We start from the raw sequence: 17,051 nt of genomic DNA on the forward strand, positions 1-17,051 counted from the left end.
CCAGTTGATGATGTAAGAGTAGGTTTGGAAAGGATTGTGACTTAAGTGATTGGTAAACAATTGGGTATTCGGATTTTTTTCGGCAGCGATATATGAAGAAAAGAGCCGGAATTCTCCGAAAAAATCGGAGCTGCTTTGCGAACTCCGGAAAAACCGGAGTATTTGCGAGGGAATGGTAGTGATAGATGGGGGAGTTTAACGCTTAGATGTTCTCTGCGGGTTTCATAAAATCGTTCTTTTTGATATTGAGCTTCTCCATTTTTGATTCCAGCGTTGTGGGTTTAATATTCAGTAATTCCGCAGCGCCATTGACGCCACGTATCCGTCCGGCTGTTTTCCTGAGAATGGAAATGATGTACTCCCTTTCGGTCTCTCTTTGGACACGTTTGACGTCTTCCAGTGTTTTGATGTCTGTCGTGGCTGACGTGCGGGGTGATGTGTCTGTAAGATGGCGTTTTAACTGCAGGGGTGATTTACCATCATTGAGAATAGCAGACTGTTCCAGCACATTTTCCAGTTCCCTGATATTACCCGGCCAGTCGTAAATGAGCATGGCTTCCATCATGGAGGGAGCAATTCCATAGAATGGCTTATTGAATTCCTTGCAGAACTTTTCCGCAAAATAAACTGCCAGTCCTTCTATGTCACTTCTTCGCTCCCTTAAGGGCGGTAATGTGATGGGAAATACATTAAGACGGTAGTACAAATCGAGCCGGAAATTCCCATTTGCTACCTCTTGTTCCAGGTTCCTGTTGGTGGCGGCAACGATACGGACATTGACCTGTAGCGTTGAGTTGCCACCGACATATTCAATCTCTTTTTCCTGCAAAACACGTAAGATCTTCACCTGCATTTCAAGTGGCAGTTCTCCTATTTCATCTAAAAAGATGGTCCCCCCATCAGCCTGTTCAAATTTACCCTTTCTTTTTTCTGTAGCGCCGGTGAATGCACCTTTTTCATGACCAAAAAGTTCTGACTCAATCAGCGTGGCCGGAATCGCGGCGCAGTTTACCTTTATGAATGGCGCATTTTTCCTTGGGGACAGGAGATGAACAGATTGGGCCACCCGCTCTTTGCCGGTTCCGCTTTCCCCAAGGATCAATACTGAAGTATTGTGCGGGGCTACCTGCGCTGTAAGGTCTAATGCTGCCAGCAAAAGATGGTGACTGCCGATGATGTTCCTGAACACAGGCTGGTTTACCGTTTCTCCCTGTAAGTTTTTAAACGCGCCTGTCTGATTTAATAACAAATCCGCCGGATTGTCCCCGTACATTATACTTTCAGCTACAGCCGATATTGATGTTCTGAGGCGGTTAAGCAGGGCAATGTGACTATTGGTATATACATCGCGCTGGCGACTGTAGAAAAAGTAGTGGAAGGATAGGCCATTATTGAGGGTAACAGGAAATACGAGGTAAGACTGTATGTTGAATACCCCGCTCAACGTTTTCAGAAGAGAGGGAACATTCAACTTTTCATCGGGTATCTCATTGCAGATGACAGTATTTATATCCGTTTGGCTGTTAGCCAGGATTACCGGCAGGGCTGCTTTTTTCAGATTTGTAATGGTCAGTAGTTCTTCTGTACCGACAAACTGATATTCATCGAAGCCGATACGAAGATACCCCTTGTCGTCAAACTGTGCAGTATTGAGTGGTCTGAGACCGGACGAGATAAAATCAAAAGGTATGTGTGCTTGTATGATCCTTGCGAGCTTTAATAACTTTTGCCGGCCGGCAGAAACTTCATGGGCTGTTCCTTCAATCTGTTGTTGTAAAAGTTGTTCCCGGCGTCCCCTGGCTTCCAGGCTATGCATGTGGCGGTACCACGCAATGTCCAACATCACCATGAGGTCTTTTTTTCTGAAAGGCTTCACCAGAAATCCATAGGGTTCTGTGGCTTTGGCCTCCTCGAGTATTTTCTGGTTGGAATTGGCAGACAAATAGATAAAGGCTATATTCTCAGACCTTAGTTTCCTGGCAATATCGATACCTGAAAGTTTGCCCTGTAACCGGATATCGAGTAATGCGATATCCGGCTTCACTCTTTGGAGCTGCTCTTCGGCCGCTTCGCCGGAGGCGGCGATGCCACAGACCTCATAACCAAATCGCTGTAATACCTGTCGCAGGTTATTGGCGACTATAAATTCATCTTCCACAATCAGCACTTTCTTCTTCATAACATTCGGTAATTAAGAGTTCGTCAAAAATGGACGCGATAGATGCATGTTCATTACGACAAATCTGATCGTGATATGCAGACCATTATCATTCGCAAAACTAAAACGGCCATTGAGCTGCGTGGCGAGTCCCTGCATCAGGTCAAATCCGAGTGAGGCATGCGCTTTTGTATCCGTTCCCGCTGGCAGGCCGATACCATTATCTGATATTTTCAGGATCAGCTGATCAGGGCCGTCCTGGTACAGGTGAATATTCACCGTTCCGTACTGCCTGCCAGGAAATGCGTACTTAATTGCATTGACGATGGCTTCATTAATGATCAGCCCCAGGGGAATAGCCTGTGATATATCGAGTTCGAGTGAGGCAATGTTTTGCTCAAACCTGATCCGCGTACCTGTATCGAAGCTATCACGGGCATAGTCCACCAGCTCCCGGATATATTCGGGCATAGCAATAGTAGTGATATCTTCAGATTGATAGAGTTTCTGATGTATCAATGCCATTGCATGTACGCGGCGCATATTGTCTTCAATAGCGGCAAGCGCCGCATCATTATTGATATATTCCGACTGTGAATCCAGCAGGCTTATGACTATCTGCAGGTTATTCTTCACACGGTGATGCACCTCCCGCAATAACCACTCTTTGTCAGTCAGCAATTGTTGCAGTTGCCGGTTCTTCTCGGTAATCAGCCGGCTATTGCGCTGTTTTAAACGATTCTGCCGGAATAGCAGACCTGCGATGATGATGACGGCCATTACACCCAGGGCCATTAAGTTTCTCACGAGCGCTGCTTTTTCGGAATTTGTCTTTTCGAGCTTTGCCTGCTGTATTAATGATGTGATCTCATTTTCTTTTTCATTTATCTGATATGTTATCTGGAGCTCTTCCGCCTGTCTTATTTTTGTAACCCTGAAACTGGAATCAAGCAATTGTACATACTTCCTGTAATGTTTTGCTGCAGCAGTATTATCTCCCAATATAGAATCAATGTAAATCAGCCGGTTGTATGCTGCTATTGCATTAGACAGGGTGGCAGAAGCACGGGTGGGATTGCTGATCTCTTCTTCAAAAAGCTCCCGGGCTTTCTGATACTGTTTACGTGTGAGAAACAGGTAACCATACTGGGTACTGATGATACTCTTTCTGAGAGGGCCCCTGATTGTTGCTGCTGCGGTTTCCAGGGAGTCCAGCTTTTTTATGTGCATCTCAGCCTGATCCGGCATATTGAGGTGCAGATAACAGTTGGAGAATACGTAATGATAAAAGAATTGTTCCGTAGGATTGACCGGAAAGCCTACTTTATTTGCCACATCCACTGTAAGGTCAAGTGCTTCTTTTGCACGTCCCTCTTGCGCCATATAATTCACTACAGTGCCTAGTATATTATACACTGATCCATTACGCTGGGCAACGAAATGGTCGACCGACTTCCGTGCTATTTCAGCACTTTCTTTTATTCTGCCTTCTGAATTGAGCAGTGCCGACAGATCAGTATAAAAATAACTCAATGCAAAACTATCCCGGGTGATGAGGGCTGTATTGATAGTTTGATACACATAACGTAACGGCTCACCAAACTTCCCCTGGAAACCTGTAATGGAAGCAATGGCCTGTGTATTATAATGGGTGTAGGGATAATGAATGGCTTCCGCGAGTTTAAAAGCCTTCAGGAGCGTTTCGTATGAATGGTCTACCTGCCCGGCAATGAACAGCAGGTAACCAAGATCGGTCAGCGCATTGATCTCAGCTTCAATGTATCCAAGGCTGTGGTATAATGGTGCGGCCTGCTGCAGGTCAGTGATCTTCTTTTCCAGTGTAGTAGCCATCGCAGGTTTATATATGCCCCGGTATGCTAACATCCTTGCTTCTATTTGTTTGTCGCCAGCCTGCCGGCATTTGTTGATCAATGCATCAGAAATTGAATCGCCCTTTTCATCATTTGCCTGGACATAAACTTTTGCCAGCAAACAGGTGGCTAATCTGCCTAGTCTTGCCTCGTTTAATGAGTTACTTTCATTTATCGCTTTTGTCAGGAAATACGTAACGCTGTCCAGGTGCCGGTGATAACTATCGGTCTCAAAAGCATAATAAGCGCCTAGTAGTATTAATAACTGCAGGCGCTTTCTACCCGTAGTTTCAGAAAGCCGGCGAATGCCTGCTTCCGGTTCCCGCCGGTCAATCCAGCCCGATTCTCCGGAGAGCTGGGGATCGTCGATATTTTCAGCCAGTATAGAAAGCCGGCTTAATTGCATAGAACGGCCCGCCGCAGCTATGCAGCTGTCAAGGTCAACCTGGCCTTCTTTTGTAACTACAAGGAAAGTGCCCCCCATGTACATACTCAGCCGCTGCCAGGACGCTTTGTCCTCTCGCATCGGATGGTAAGAATATCCGGGAATTGCCATCTTCGCCGGAAGTTGCGACGCCACCTTAGATGGGATCAACAACCAGAATAGCAGGCAGGTAAAATTTTTTCCAGACATAGGCTTCTTTTCTATGAGAATCATAAAAAAAGCCTGATCCCATTTGGATTCAGGGACTGCGTTCTACATACCCTCTTTAATAATACAAAAGGTAGCGAAAAAAGGCTAATATTCAAACTTTTGCCATGCGTAAGCATGAGTACAAACAGGGCAGAAAGCGGAAAACAGGACATTACTATGAGAATAATGATAATACCTATCAGTCGGCTTATTTCTCAGGGAAAGGGCTTTTGCGCATATTTACCAGGCAATTCCATTACTTATCCTAATATCTCACCATGAAAATACATTGTGAGTGGAGGCTGGCTTTATCATCTTTTATGTATACATGGGGTGGTATCTTATTGGGGCGGGGCTCAGATAGGGCTGTCGTTATTGTGTTGACAAAATATCATGCAAAAACAGCTTACCAGCATGAATTCCTGGAGGGTTTAAGCGCATATGTTTTCAGTTCGCTGGAAGCGACTGGAAACATAATGTCGGAAGCCTTTTACGAGAAAGGAGATTTCTGCATCATGTGGGTAATGGAGCGATGGGGTAACTACGATTTTTATAAAAAAAACAGGAGAAGCAGCGAGGCGGGAGTTGTCAGGCACCTTGCGAAGACCGGCCTGATTACTGCGGTTGAAACAGTCTTTTTGAAAGACCTGTTATTGTTTTCCCTGGCGCGTTCCCGCAATCCGCTAAAGGAGAATGACCGGCAGATCACCGTCATGTTATTTATAGAAGTAAAAAGTGGCGCAAAAAATTATTTCAGATCGATCAAACAGGCGATCATATCTGTATTTAGAGATAAGCCGGGTATGTTACACTTTCAGCTGAGTCGGGTGCGCTGTTTCAGGAGAAGGTTCATCGTCTGCAAAAAGTTCCGTGACTGGGACGCATTCCAGTATCATCTGAAAGACCCTGCACTTCAGCCTGTGATAACATTCCTGCAAAGTGCAGTGAAAGAACCTCCCTATGAAAAAGGATATCACCATCTGATTCAATTTGCTCCGCTATATGGGAGCTTTTAGACCGCCGGAGGGATATCCGGTTATAACATGTGCTATTAAAAATATAGGAGCTGCTATCAGCTGGCTTATTTGTCTGGCAACATTTTTACAGCCAATTTTGAATGGCGGGAACAGCCGGAGATTGTCTACCAACATGCATTCCGGCTTCAGGATTACACGAGCCTGGATGGGCTGCTGAAATATCCATAAAAGCAGTGTTCAACCTTATAGACCAGGGTATATGATCATGTAGAAAACACTTTCAACGTTAACCAATAAAACTCCTGAAAAATGAAAAAGAGAATCTTGATTATCGCATCAAATGCCAATACTATTGGACCACACAACAGACGAACCGGCACTTTTCTTTCCGAGGTAGCGCATCCGTATGCTGTATTTGACGAGGCGGGCTATCAGGTTGATTTTGCCACTTTATCGGGCGATACGCCTTTTTTAGATGCATTGAACCTGGCTGATGATCCTGAGAACCTGAAGTTTTTAACAGGTAAGGGATGGGCCGATATGCAAAAAGCGAAGAAGCTCTCAGACGTGGATGTCAGTACTTATGACGCCATTTTCGTGCCCGGTGGACTTGCTCCGATGGTGGATATGCCGGATGCGCCACTGTTGAAGAAAGTGGTAAAAGAAACTTACGAACGTGGCGCAGTAGTTGCAGCCGTTTGTCACGGACCGGTGTCTTTACTAAATGTAAAGCTGAGTGATGGCTCTTATATCGTGAGCGGAAAGAATATCGCATCTTTCACAACTGAGGAAGAAGATAATTATGCCCGTGAGGATGTGCCTTTCGACCTGCAGACTGCATTGACCAAACAGGGCGGCATCTATCATACTACTGCGCCATGGACAGCCAACAGTGTTGCAGACGGCAGGCTTGTAACAGGCCAGAATCCCGCATCTGCAAAAGGCGTAGGCGAAAAGATCGTGGCACTGCTGGAAGCTGACGCCCGAGCTATTCACCATTCAGATTTTACAACACAAATAATTTAAGTTTTATGAAAACAAGGAAGATGATATCGACAGTTGTTGCCGGAGCAGTACTGCTCTGCATGTGCTTCTCATTTACATCCTTATGGAGTACTTTCCCTGGCGATAAACACGCTGCGATGGAAGACAAACCCACCATTGTGTTGGTTCACGGCGCTTTTGCCGATGGGTCTTCCTGGAGCAAGGTAATACCTCTCCTGCAGGAAAAGGGATATAAGACGATCGCTGTTCAGAACCCCCTTACCTCCCTTGAGGACGATGTGGCTTTTGTTCAGCGGGCGCTTGGGGAGGTAGATGGAAAGATTGTGCTGGTAGGCCACTCCTGGGGAGGCGTTGTGATCACACAGGCCGGAAATAATGAAAAGGTACAGTCATTGGTGTATGTAGCGGCTTATGCGCCCGATGAAGGGCAAAGTATTCAGGCCCTCGACAAGGATGCATATGAAGTGCGGAAGTACCCTCGCGTACCTGGATTGGCTGATCCTGTTATTACAGATGGCTATATCCGGCTTAAAGAAGATGCAGTGATCAATCATTTTGCGCAGGACCTGTCGCGACAGGAGGCAAAGAATATTGCAGCCTGCCAGGGGCGTTTTCATGTAAGCACGCTCACTGCCAAAGTTTCCAATCCGGCATGGAAAAGCAAACCATCTTTTTTTATCGTTGCAGACAATGACCATATCATTTCACCGCAACTGGAAGCTGACATGGCAAAAAACATTCGCGCCACCACTTACCATCTTCCTGCCAGTCATGTGGCTATGCTCGCGAGGCCCGGAGAAGTGGCGGACGTTATCCTGAAGGCTGCCGGCGGCCAGTAACGATGAAATGCCGCCTGCTTCAAGGATCCATTTAAGAATAATCCGCTACAATTATGGAAACTAATCCTGTTCACGTATTCGCCCGCTGGAAAGTGAAAGAGGGCAACTTTGAAGCGGTTTTAGCACTGCTCAAAGAGGCCCGCTCAATGAGCCTTAAGGAAGAAGGTAATCTGTTTTACGAAATACATCAGAGTAAAGCGGATGCCAACACGCTTATCCTCTTTGAAGGGTATGCTAATGAAGCAGCACAACAGGCACACGTGCAATCAGCGCATTTTATGCGGGTGGTTGCCGGACAAATTGTGCCCTTGCTGGAAGAACGGGAGGTGACACTGACCATTCCGATCGAGGTCTGAGTTGTTAGGAAAAGCCTTGATCATGCACATTATTGGCATGCCACTTAAAGGGATCTTATGAAGCAGCGTTTAAGGCTGCGATGAACGGCACTGTTCATTTCTCTGAAATTTCCAGTAGCTCTTTCAGGTATTGTCCCCAAACTGCAGGGAGTGAGTTAGTACCATGACCAACGGTTTTGTCGGTGATCGGCAACAGGATATATCTTCCTTTCTTTACTTTTTTGATCTCCCGTTCCATCACTCCCAGTTCTGCAGGGTTGATCTCATCATCAGCAGAATTGATAGCGAAAACGGGTGCTTTGATCTTTGAGAGGTAGGGAGAAGGGTTATAGTACCGTGAGGCTTCCAGTGCATAGATCACATCATTGGCATCCAGGGCCGCGAGGCTGGCGCTGCGCATTCTCACCACAAGCGAGTCTGCCGTTTCCCGGGTGGGGGCAGACAGTTGCAGTTGCAGCGGACTACTGTTCATGAAGAAGAAGGAGGACAAAGCGCCTGTTAAGCCCAGGGTAGGTTGTGACTTATATTCACCATTCTGCCAGGCCGGGTCCATTTTGATAAGGTCAATCGCCATCTTACGCATCATCCGGTTACGGCCCGCAATAGGAGCAGGCTGACAGGCGAGTGGCATCATAGCGTCCATGAAATCGGGATAGGCGTATCCCCATATCCAGGTGTGCATGGCGCCCATCGAGGTGCCTAATATGAGACGAAGGTGATTAACGCTCAGGTGTTCGGTAAGCAGTTTGTGTTCAGCAGTCACCATGTCATTGTAGGTATACGCCGGGAAATGCATATGAAGACTGTCGCTCGGGCGGCTCGACTTACCATGACCGATAGCATCAGGTAAAATGATGAAGTATTTGCTGGCATCCAGTAACTGGCCGGGGCCGAATAACTGTCCGGCAAACTGTTTTCCCAGGAATCCCGCCGCTGAAGCAGTGGTACCATGCATGATCAGTACTGCGTTCATGACCTTACCGTCCGCACCCTTGCGGGGTGTGCCTATTGTATAGTAGTGGAGATTCATCTGAGGAAGCGTTTCTCCATTCTCGAAAATGTAATTCTCAACGGTATAGGTGCCTTCCTGAGGTGTGGGATAGGAAGACTGTGCCTTTGTCTGAACAGACAGGAAAAAAGCGACCAATAGCAATGAATACTTCTTCAGCATGACAATAAGTGTTTGTAACGGGGGCGAAAAAGTAAGTATAATTGGGCGGTTTTGATAACCGCTGATCATTTTTACCAATAAATGGGTCAAGATCCGGCGCAGCCAGAGATCCCATCTGAAAACCCGCTGCCAGATAATAAAAAATCCCGGGCACATTACGTACCCGGGACTATATATAACGTCATGCTGACAAGCGCTTACTGCTGCTTGGCCGCTTCTTTTTTCTTCTTCTGAGCGTCTACGATCGCACCGATACCAGCACCAGCACCCGCACCTACAACGGTACCGATAGCCGCACCTTTCAGACGGTCGTTCTTGTTAAGGATGGCACCTGTAACCGCACCTGTACCAGCACCTACAACAGCGCCTTTAGCAGTATGGCTCCAGCCTTTCTTCTTTTCAGTAGTAGTAGTGGTAGTAGTAGCAGCTGGTGCGCTGTTATCTGCATTGCTACCGCTGCTGTGATGAACAGTGGCAGGTGCATTCTTCCCACGGATATTTTTAACAGTTTCCATTGAATCAATGGTGCGCTGTTTTACTTCGTTTACAGCATTAACAGAGTCTACCGCTGCCTGTTTTGCAGCCTCGATAGCCTCTTCCTGAGATGGTTTGTTATTACAGGCGAATAGCGTGACGATTGTTGCTAAGCTCAAAAATAACTGTTTCATGGCCTGATTTTTTGGTTTATCAATTTACAGTACTAGTAGACAAAACTATGCCATTTTTGTGAATTCTCACTAATTATACTGTAAATTAAAATGATGTAAATGGTACTTTTTTACTATTTATTTATTTTCAGCTAATTATCTCCTTCCGCGGTCCTTTCTTTCCGGAGTTTCGTCTTTAACGGTATTGATGTAACCATTAAACCCAACAACAATGAAAAATGCTATTGCATGCCTCCTGATGGCGACCCTGATTTCCTGTAGTAAGAAAGACAGTGAACTGATCCACGAAAAAGACCTGGGTGCCAGCGCACTAGCTGTCACCAATTACTATGTAAACGGAGCCACCGGTAATGATGCCAATGCCGGTACGTCCGAGAGCACAGCCCTCAAAACTATCCAGAAGGCCCTCGACAAGACAACGGAAGGGGCCGGGGCCACCATCTACGTAGCGGGTGGTACTTATAAGGAACGGCTTGAGTGGGCGCATTCCGGCGCTTCTGCTGCAGAGCCTATCACCCTGACAAACTATGCCGGTGGTACGGTTATTATTGACGGTGTAGGTGCTACGAACGACAGCCGGCCTGCGCTGATCCATGTTGCCAGCAAAAGCCATATACGGATCAATAACATCCGTATAGCCAATAATATCAAACCTGGTGCTTTTGGCATCCATGTCGAAGGAACGGGGACAGACGTGCAGATAACCTCGTGCCGGATCTATAATATTGGCTGGACAACAGATTCTACTGCTATGCCGAATTCCGGGAATAATGCCAATCCGCTGATACTGGTTGGTTCAACGCCCACTGCCTACACCGAAATATATTTTGGCGGCAACCAGGTATATGCATGTAATACCGGGTATAGCGAAGCTATGACTATTGGGGGGAATGTCAGCAACTTCCTGATAGAGAATAATATTGTGCACCATATCAGGAATATCGGTATAGATATGACCGGGCATTATGGCTGGACAGGCGCACCTGATAGTGTAAACTTCGCCAGGAATGGGAATGTAAAAGGTAATGTTGTTTACAACTGTATTTCACCGGTAGCCACCAGCGGCGGTATTTATGTGGATGGTGGTCGTTGGATCAACATCGAAGGGAATATTTCTTTTAATAATGGCGCAGGTATTACAGTTGGCTGTGAAAATCCCAATAATACTGCTGAAGGGATCAATATACGCAGCAATTTTATCTATAATAACATAGATGCGGGATTATTGATAGGTTCTAATGCATCGGGTAGTAAGGTGGTTTATTCTACTATCAGTAATAACACGCTCTTTAAGAATTATACAAAAGGTGGCTGGGGAGGTGAGATCAGTCTGCAGAACACTGATCATGTGACATTCTCCAGCAACATTATACAATCTGCCAGCGATATCGTAGTGCTTAAACTGCTGGGATATACGACTACCAATCTGGCAATGGATTACGACAGGTACTACACCAGTTCAGGCAGTGCGGCTACTTTCGATTGGGGAAATGATGGTTTTTATACTACGTTAGCTGGTTTTCAGGCAGGTACAGGATTGGATGCGCATGCCACTTATGGTAACCCTTCTTTTGTGAATAATACGGCGGGAGCGTTGAACCTACACCTGGCCAGTGGCTCGGCTTGTATCAATGCAGGCGATCCTGCTTTTGTGCCGGCACCAGGAGAGCTGGATATAGATAAACAGGCAAGGAAGCAGAATAACAGAGTGGATATAGGAGCGGATGAGACAGCGTTGTAATGAAGTATCCATAAGGATTAAAATACAAGAAAGCCAATGAGTTTAAAGGTCGCAGAAATGCGACCTTTTTCATACGATCAATGTGTCCTGAAATTCGAAGTGCATGTACGAGGTATTCTCACGTATTATAATGAGTGCGGGATTTATATAAGTATTGCCGGGTTTATCTTAACTTGCAGGATACTGCTACTATGAAGTTCAATTTTTTTAAAAGTCGCAAAGACAAACTTATGCAATCCGGAACCAGGGTATACAGGAAACAGATAATTGAAGGCGTCTCCATCCCTGCCTTCATTCATAACGATAGCTATTTCTTCACCGATCTGGATGTATATGAGGATGGAAGGGTTAACTGTTGGAATTTTGAGGACTTTGAACATTTTAAGGAAGACGTCCGTAGAGGATGGGTTGCGCTCAGCATCCCTGACAATAAAAATATCAGCATTCATGGATTGGGCGAGTGGTCTATCGATAATGCGTCATGGATATTTAATAGGGAGAGCTTTATAGAATACGTAACATCGCTCATAAGGGAGTTAAACCCCCATATGGAAAACATCTTCAAATATCGTCAGAAAGTTGTGAAAGGTACCCGGGTTGGGGAATTAGGAACAGGACTCATCTACAAACCAGATAATCCGAAAGATATATTTCCTAAGAGAATAGAAGGCAACAGTACAAATCTGTTTTATAGACTTAAAAATGAATATTATCTGGTCAAAGTAACGGTCTTTGCTGATCTCACGGTCAGTTTAAACCGTCTGGAGAAGCCGGTAGCGCTCACGCTTGCGGAACTGGAGGAACTGGTTGATAAAAAAATAATCCTTACTGAACTACCGCAGAATGCAAGAGTATGCATCTATGGGCTCGGAAGTTTTGATATTGGAGAATGCGGATATGTTGTAACCATTGGGGAGATATTGTCACAAATAAAAGATATGTTACGTGAGTTAAGAGGTGAGCCGACTTCAAGCCATATTTGCATTCAGGCATACAAAAACTATGTAGAGAATCCTACGGTAGAGAACAAGGAACATCTGAAGATCAGTTATGAAAATGTCCCCGAGCATGAAAGAATGTATCTGGGGGATATGGACACCAAAGACATCCCCATAAGGATGATCATTTATGGAGAACAGGAGATCGAAAACTGGTCACACTATAGGGTAGCGAAGCTACAAGGAAAGAAACTTCCTGAGATCAGAATTCCTAAACCCGATCAATAACTAATCTCACAAAAACATTCCGGACACCTGTACGCCGTAAAGAAGAAGTCCTGAAAACTGCTCATTACAACAGCCTTCAGGACTTCTTTTTTTATTTCTCCTGATAATTTTTTACATCTTCACCCCACCTTCAATCACACCTTTTAATGTCTTTGACACCAGCTTGTCTCCATCAAAAAACGAAACGGTAGCCTCATTTCGTATAGTGAACTGTGAGCCTTTCCAGTAAGCCACAAAGCCTTTGAAACTATTGAGTTTCAATACCTCACCGGTAGCATTGCTTTGTACCTGGATATATGCGAGTGAAATTGTTTCTTCCTTGCCGAGGTTTATATAAAATGTATAGTGGTAATCAGCATCCTTCTGATATCCGATCTCTGTAAAAGTTGCTTTGGCAACTTTCGCATCTGCAGCATTTCCAAAAATGAATGAGAACGTGGAAGCAGCAATAAAAAATAATAGGTAGAGTACTTTTTTGTTCATAGGCCTCGGCTTTAGTTGACAGAATTTTCATTAACTAAGGGACAATTTAACAAATTTTTAAATATAAGCCTGGGTTTTATTGCTTATGGGCGTAAAAATCTTTTTTTAAACAGGTACGCTCATACGGCGAAAATTTTTTTATCGTTGATTATCAATAGATCTGAAAATGCGCGCCAGACAGGTTTCCTGATAGAATTTTCGTGTAGGCGAGACATACTGGGTGTTTTAAATGACGGAAATCAAATTAGTTATGAGCGGTTATGTCTTATATTTTTTTCTCATTCATGGATAGTGGCTTCACAGCAACAATAAGAAATGCGTTAAAATTTTTTTTAACGCTTGTACGCTTATCGGGTCATAAATCTTGTCATATAGTCAAACGAATAATTTAATTGATAATGCGCATTTGTCAGTTTGGTTATCTACTACATTCATATAGCATTTTATAAAGGTTATAACAGATGAACAGAATTTTGATGTTTCTCGTGGCGTGTTTGATATCGATGCCAATGTTTGCTCAGACCAGTTTCTATATCAGAGGACAACTTGGGAAACTACCAGCTCCGGCAGTGGTATATTTAGGCTATTCAGTAGATGGTGAGGCTGTATATGACTCAGCATATGTAGAGAACGGATTTTTTAAGATCATGCAGTACGTGCCTTACCCGGTAAATGCACTGTTGATGGTAAGCAGGAACGGGGAACCCGTGAACTTTTTCAGCAGTAAGAATATTGCGCATCTGTATATAGAACCAGGCGCGAACATCTGGCTGACTTCCGATGAAGACATCTCTAACTTCGAGGCGACCGGATCTAAAACACAGGATGAATACTTAGTGTATCAGACACATATGGCCGAGATCAATGCGAAGATTGACGCGCTGACAGAGGAATCGTCCAATACTATGTTCTCTGACGTAAGTACACAGGGGATCGCTGCCAAGAGGAACTACATGGAGCGTTTCCGCGCCGCAATGGAAGAGCGTAAATTGAAAATGAAGGAGTTTATTCAGCAGAATCCTGAAATGTATATCTCTATAGATATCCTGGATGAATATGCAGGCGCCTTCATAGAATACTCCGACATTGAACCACTGTATAAAATACTGAGTGATAAAACTAAAAAGAGCATACGTGGAAAGGCATTCCAGAAGAAATTGCTGGAGTCAAAACAGGCTGCCGTAGGTACCGAGGCTCCTGATTTTACCCAGAAAGATCCTGACGGGAATAAAGTAACACTCTCTTCTTTCAAAGGAAAGCTTGTACTGCTGAACTTCTGGGGTAGCTGGAACTCAGCTTCCAGGATTGAAAACCAGGAACTGAAACAGATTATGAAGGCCTATGACAATAAGAAGATTGTGGTGATAAACGTAGGTCTTGAAGCCCGCAGGGAACACTGGACCAAGGCGCTCAGTGAAGACAGACTTATCGGTTATAATGTTTCGGATGTGAAGTTCATGAAGAACGAGGTGGCCGAGCTTTACAGAATTTCTGCCGTGCCTCAGAACGTGCTCATAGACGAGACTGGGAAAATTATCGCCAGGAACCTGAAAGGCAAGCAACTGGAAGAGAAGCTGAATAGCCTGATCGGAAAGTAACTCAAAATATTCCATAAGACAATCTGAACGGAATCGCTGCTATCAATTTTGCAACAATTAAAAAAGGATGCTGTCTCAGAGCATCCTTCAGCAGTGGTTCCGTTCAGATTCTTTCACTACATAACGGTGTATTGGTCAGGCGAATTTCCGTAGTAATGCATCCGCTGTTGCTTTGGCGATATACATCCCCTCCGTTATTGGTTCCTTTTTTAGCAGCGTTGTCGTTAACCGTATTAGTTCTATCTATCTCCTGCATACCAGCAGACACCCTTACAACATTATTCCGGATACGCCTGGTTATCGGATAAATAATTGGCATGTAATATAAGAAGGATAACTATAGTTTTTTGTATTTTTAGCTGGATATCATTTTAAGCAGCTAAAGGGAAACAGCGGTTTACGCATGCAGCAAGACACCGATACCGACCTGTTATTAAGGATGAAAAAAGGCGATGAAAGCGCCTTTAGAGAATTATATGACCGGCATAGCAGGCAGGTGGCTGCGTTTGTGTTTCATCTGACCCATTCTGCCGTGGATGCGGAAGACATCCTCCAGGAAACCTTTCTGAAACTATGGGCCAACCGGGAGCAGTTACCAGCTATCGTCAATCCCGGTAATTATATCTTTATTATAGCCAGGAATAAAACCCTGGACCATCTCCGGAAGATAGCGCAGCAGCAGAAACTTGTAGACCATATATGGGCGAACATCTCCGACGCTGCAGACGCCCTCGATCTGCAACTGGACGCCCGGGAGAGCCAGCAGCTGATCAATGCCGCCCTTTCCAGGCTTACAGAACAGCAGCGTACTATTTTCCGCCTAAGCCGGCAGGAAGGACTTGATCACGCCACTATTGCCAGCCAGCTGCAATTATCCAAAAGCCGGGTTAAAAATGTGCAGGTGGAAACATTACGGTTTCTTCGCCAGTTCCTGTCCCGGCATTCGGAATTATTGCTTTTCCTCTTCGTACTGATCACCCCCTGAAAAAAAAGTTTAAGAATCCACGGTCCTATTTTCCATCACATCCGTCTTTACAGTATATGCCTGATCATCAACAAAGAATTGCTTATCTCTTAGAACGTTATGTGAATAAATCATGCAGCCGGGAAGAGCTGGATGAGCTTTTTGCAGCTATTGGCAAGGGAGAGGACCCGGAAGCGCTGGAGCGTTTCCTGGAGGAAAGCTGGCATGCAGACCTGGCAGCACCGGATATCGACTATGAGCAGGCATATCAGCAGATCAGGCCTTCGCAGCAGCCACGCCGGGCCGTTATTACCCTGAAGCGGGTAGCAGTGGCGGCTGCGTTTGTATTGTTAGCAGGAGCTGCCTACTGGCTCATAACACGCAGGCAGACAGCCACTCAGCCGGGACTGGCAGAACAGACCGTTCCGGCAATCATCCCACCTGGCGGCAACAAAGCAGTGCTGACCCTGGCAGACGGTTCGGTGGTGACACTGGACAGCACAGGCAAACAGGTGATCAGGCAGGGCGGAGTGGCTATTCAGCAACAGAACGGACAGTTATCATATGGCAATCAGCCAGCAGACGGCAGCGTACACTACAACAAACTGACAACGCCTCGAGGGGGACAATTCAGGGTGGTATTGCCCGATGGCACCAGGGTATGGCTCAACTCAGCCTCCATGTTAAGATATCCGACCGCATTTAACGGAAAGGAGAGAGTAGTGGAACTGGATGGGCAGGGATATTTCGAGGTAGCAGCCAATGCCCGGCAGCCATTTAAGGTCAAGGTGCATAGTATGGAAGTGCAGGTGCTGGGTACCGACTTTGACATTATGGCCTACAGCGACGAGACGTCTATTAATACCACCCTCCTGACAGGCAGCATTCAGGTGAAGGAAGGCAACAATGAACAGGTATTGCGCCCCGGCCAACAGGCGGTAATGAACAATGAAGACCATCAGCTTACGGTCAGAACAGCAGACATCAGAAAAGTAACCGCGTGGAAGAACGGATTGTTTGTATTTAATAACATGGCTTTGCCCGCTATTCTGAGGGAAGTGGCCCGCTGGTACGATGTGGATATTGTCTACACGACCAGTCCCGGAACGGAATTGTATGGGGGCGGTATTGGAAGGAACCTGCAACTGGCCGATATACTGGCCTTGCTGGAAGGAAACGGATATAATCATTTCAAGGTCGAAGGAAGAAAGGTAATCGTATTACCGTAGTAAATATCAACCAGGAGGACAATCAAATAAACCGGAGATGCTCGCAACACCTCCGGCGTGTTATCTGGTGTCCTCAATAAATCGCTGTAAGACCATTTAAGTACCACCAAACACTGCAAAAGTATGCATTT

Annotated in this window: 15 protein-coding genes; 10 read left to right on the top strand and 5 right to left on the bottom strand. The window is 45.5% G+C overall.

Annotation, left to right across the window (positions count from 1 at the left end; genetic code table 11):
* Nucleotides 1–202: 202 nt before the first annotated feature.
* Nucleotides 203–2,179 carry a sigma 54-interacting transcriptional regulator gene (locus tag L3C95_RS20035; protein WP_236390353.1) on the bottom strand — a complete coding sequence of 659 codons (1,977 nt, stop codon included), beginning with the start codon at nucleotides 2,177–2,179 and terminating at the stop codon, nucleotides 203–205.
* A gap of 12 nt (nucleotides 2,180–2,191) precedes the next feature.
* Nucleotides 2,192–4,663 (bottom strand): sensor histidine kinase, encoded by a 2,472-nt coding sequence (locus L3C95_RS20040; protein ID WP_236390354.1) that lies wholly within the window; start codon nucleotides 4,661–4,663, stop codon nucleotides 2,192–2,194.
* Between the two features lie 125 nt (nucleotides 4,664–4,788).
* On the opposite strand from L3C95_RS20040, the gene L3C95_RS20045 reads away from it, so the two are divergent.
* The 5 genes from L3C95_RS20045 (at nucleotide 4,789) to L3C95_RS20065 (ending at nucleotide 7,840) form a co-directional block, all read left to right on the top strand.
* Nucleotides 4,789–4,932, top strand: a complete 144-nt coding sequence (locus L3C95_RS20045) for a hypothetical protein (protein ID WP_236390355.1) — start codon at nucleotides 4,789–4,791, stop codon at nucleotides 4,930–4,932.
* A gap of 9 nt (nucleotides 4,933–4,941) precedes the next feature.
* Nucleotides 4,942–5,679, top strand: coding sequence for a putative quinol monooxygenase (locus L3C95_RS20050; RefSeq protein ID WP_236390357.1), 738 nt, complete (start codon nucleotides 4,942–4,944; stop codon nucleotides 5,677–5,679).
* Nucleotides 5,680–5,949: 270 nt separating this feature from the next.
* Nucleotides 5,950–6,666: a type 1 glutamine amidotransferase domain-containing protein gene (locus L3C95_RS20055; RefSeq protein WP_236390359.1), complete on the top strand. Its 717-nt coding sequence runs from the start codon at nucleotides 5,950–5,952 to the stop codon at nucleotides 6,664–6,666.
* Between the two features lie 5 nt (nucleotides 6,667–6,671).
* Nucleotides 6,672–7,484, top strand: coding sequence for an alpha/beta fold hydrolase (locus L3C95_RS20060; RefSeq protein WP_236390361.1), 813 nt, complete (start codon nucleotides 6,672–6,674; stop codon nucleotides 7,482–7,484).
* A 53-nt stretch (nucleotides 7,485–7,537) separates the two neighbouring features.
* Entirely contained in the window at nucleotides 7,538–7,840 is a 303-nt protein-coding gene (locus L3C95_RS20065) for a putative quinol monooxygenase (protein WP_236390362.1), read from the top strand.
* Nucleotides 7,841–7,934: 94 nt separating this feature from the next.
* Here L3C95_RS20065 and L3C95_RS20070 read toward each other — a convergent pair whose 3' ends face one another.
* Together L3C95_RS20070 and L3C95_RS20075 are read right to left on the bottom strand one after the other, a co-directional pair.
* Nucleotides 7,935–9,011, bottom strand: a complete 1,077-nt coding sequence (locus tag L3C95_RS20070) for an alpha/beta fold hydrolase (RefSeq protein ID WP_236390363.1) — start codon at nucleotides 9,009–9,011, stop codon at nucleotides 7,935–7,937.
* Nucleotides 9,012–9,208: 197 nt separating this feature from the next.
* Nucleotides 9,209–9,679: a YMGG-like glycine zipper-containing protein gene (locus L3C95_RS20075; RefSeq protein ID WP_236390364.1), complete on the bottom strand. Its 471-nt coding sequence runs from the start codon at nucleotides 9,677–9,679 to the stop codon at nucleotides 9,209–9,211.
* A 211-nt stretch (nucleotides 9,680–9,890) separates the two neighbouring features.
* On the opposite strand from L3C95_RS20075, the gene L3C95_RS20080 reads away from it, so the two are divergent.
* Nucleotides 9,891–11,420, top strand: a complete 1,530-nt coding sequence (locus L3C95_RS20080; RefSeq protein ID WP_236390365.1) for a right-handed parallel beta-helix repeat-containing protein — start codon at nucleotides 9,891–9,893, stop codon at nucleotides 11,418–11,420.
* Between the two features lie 230 nt (nucleotides 11,421–11,650).
* Nucleotides 11,651–12,646, top strand: a complete 996-nt coding sequence (locus tag L3C95_RS20085) for a hypothetical protein (protein WP_236390366.1) — start codon at nucleotides 11,651–11,653, stop codon at nucleotides 12,644–12,646.
* Between the two features lie 111 nt (nucleotides 12,647–12,757).
* Here L3C95_RS20085 and L3C95_RS20090 read toward each other — a convergent pair whose 3' ends face one another.
* Nucleotides 12,758–13,129, bottom strand: a complete 372-nt coding sequence (locus L3C95_RS20090; RefSeq protein WP_236390367.1) for a hypothetical protein — start codon at nucleotides 13,127–13,129, stop codon at nucleotides 12,758–12,760.
* A gap of 509 nt (nucleotides 13,130–13,638) precedes the next feature.
* Between L3C95_RS20090 and L3C95_RS20095 the strand changes: the two genes are divergently transcribed.
* From L3C95_RS20095 to L3C95_RS20105, 3 genes are all read left to right on the top strand, one after another.
* Nucleotides 13,639–14,727, top strand: coding sequence for a TlpA disulfide reductase family protein (locus L3C95_RS20095; RefSeq protein ID WP_236390368.1), 1,089 nt, complete (start codon nucleotides 13,639–13,641; stop codon nucleotides 14,725–14,727).
* Between the two features lie 403 nt (nucleotides 14,728–15,130).
* A complete protein-coding gene (locus L3C95_RS20100) occupies nucleotides 15,131–15,712 on the top strand; it encodes an RNA polymerase sigma factor (RefSeq protein WP_236390369.1) in 582 nt (193 codons plus the stop codon).
* A gap of 56 nt (nucleotides 15,713–15,768) precedes the next feature.
* The gene (locus L3C95_RS20105) at nucleotides 15,769–16,920 is read left to right on the top strand and encodes a FecR family protein (protein WP_236390370.1); all 1,152 of its coding nucleotides are present in this window, start codon (nucleotides 15,769–15,771) and stop codon (nucleotides 16,918–16,920) included.
* The last annotated feature ends 131 nt before the right edge of the window (nucleotides 16,921–17,051 follow it).

Source organism: Chitinophaga filiformis (genome assembly GCF_021646545.1).
In the GTDB taxonomy this organism is placed as follows: Bacteria; Bacteroidota; Bacteroidia; order Chitinophagales; family Chitinophagaceae; genus Chitinophaga; species Chitinophaga filiformis_A.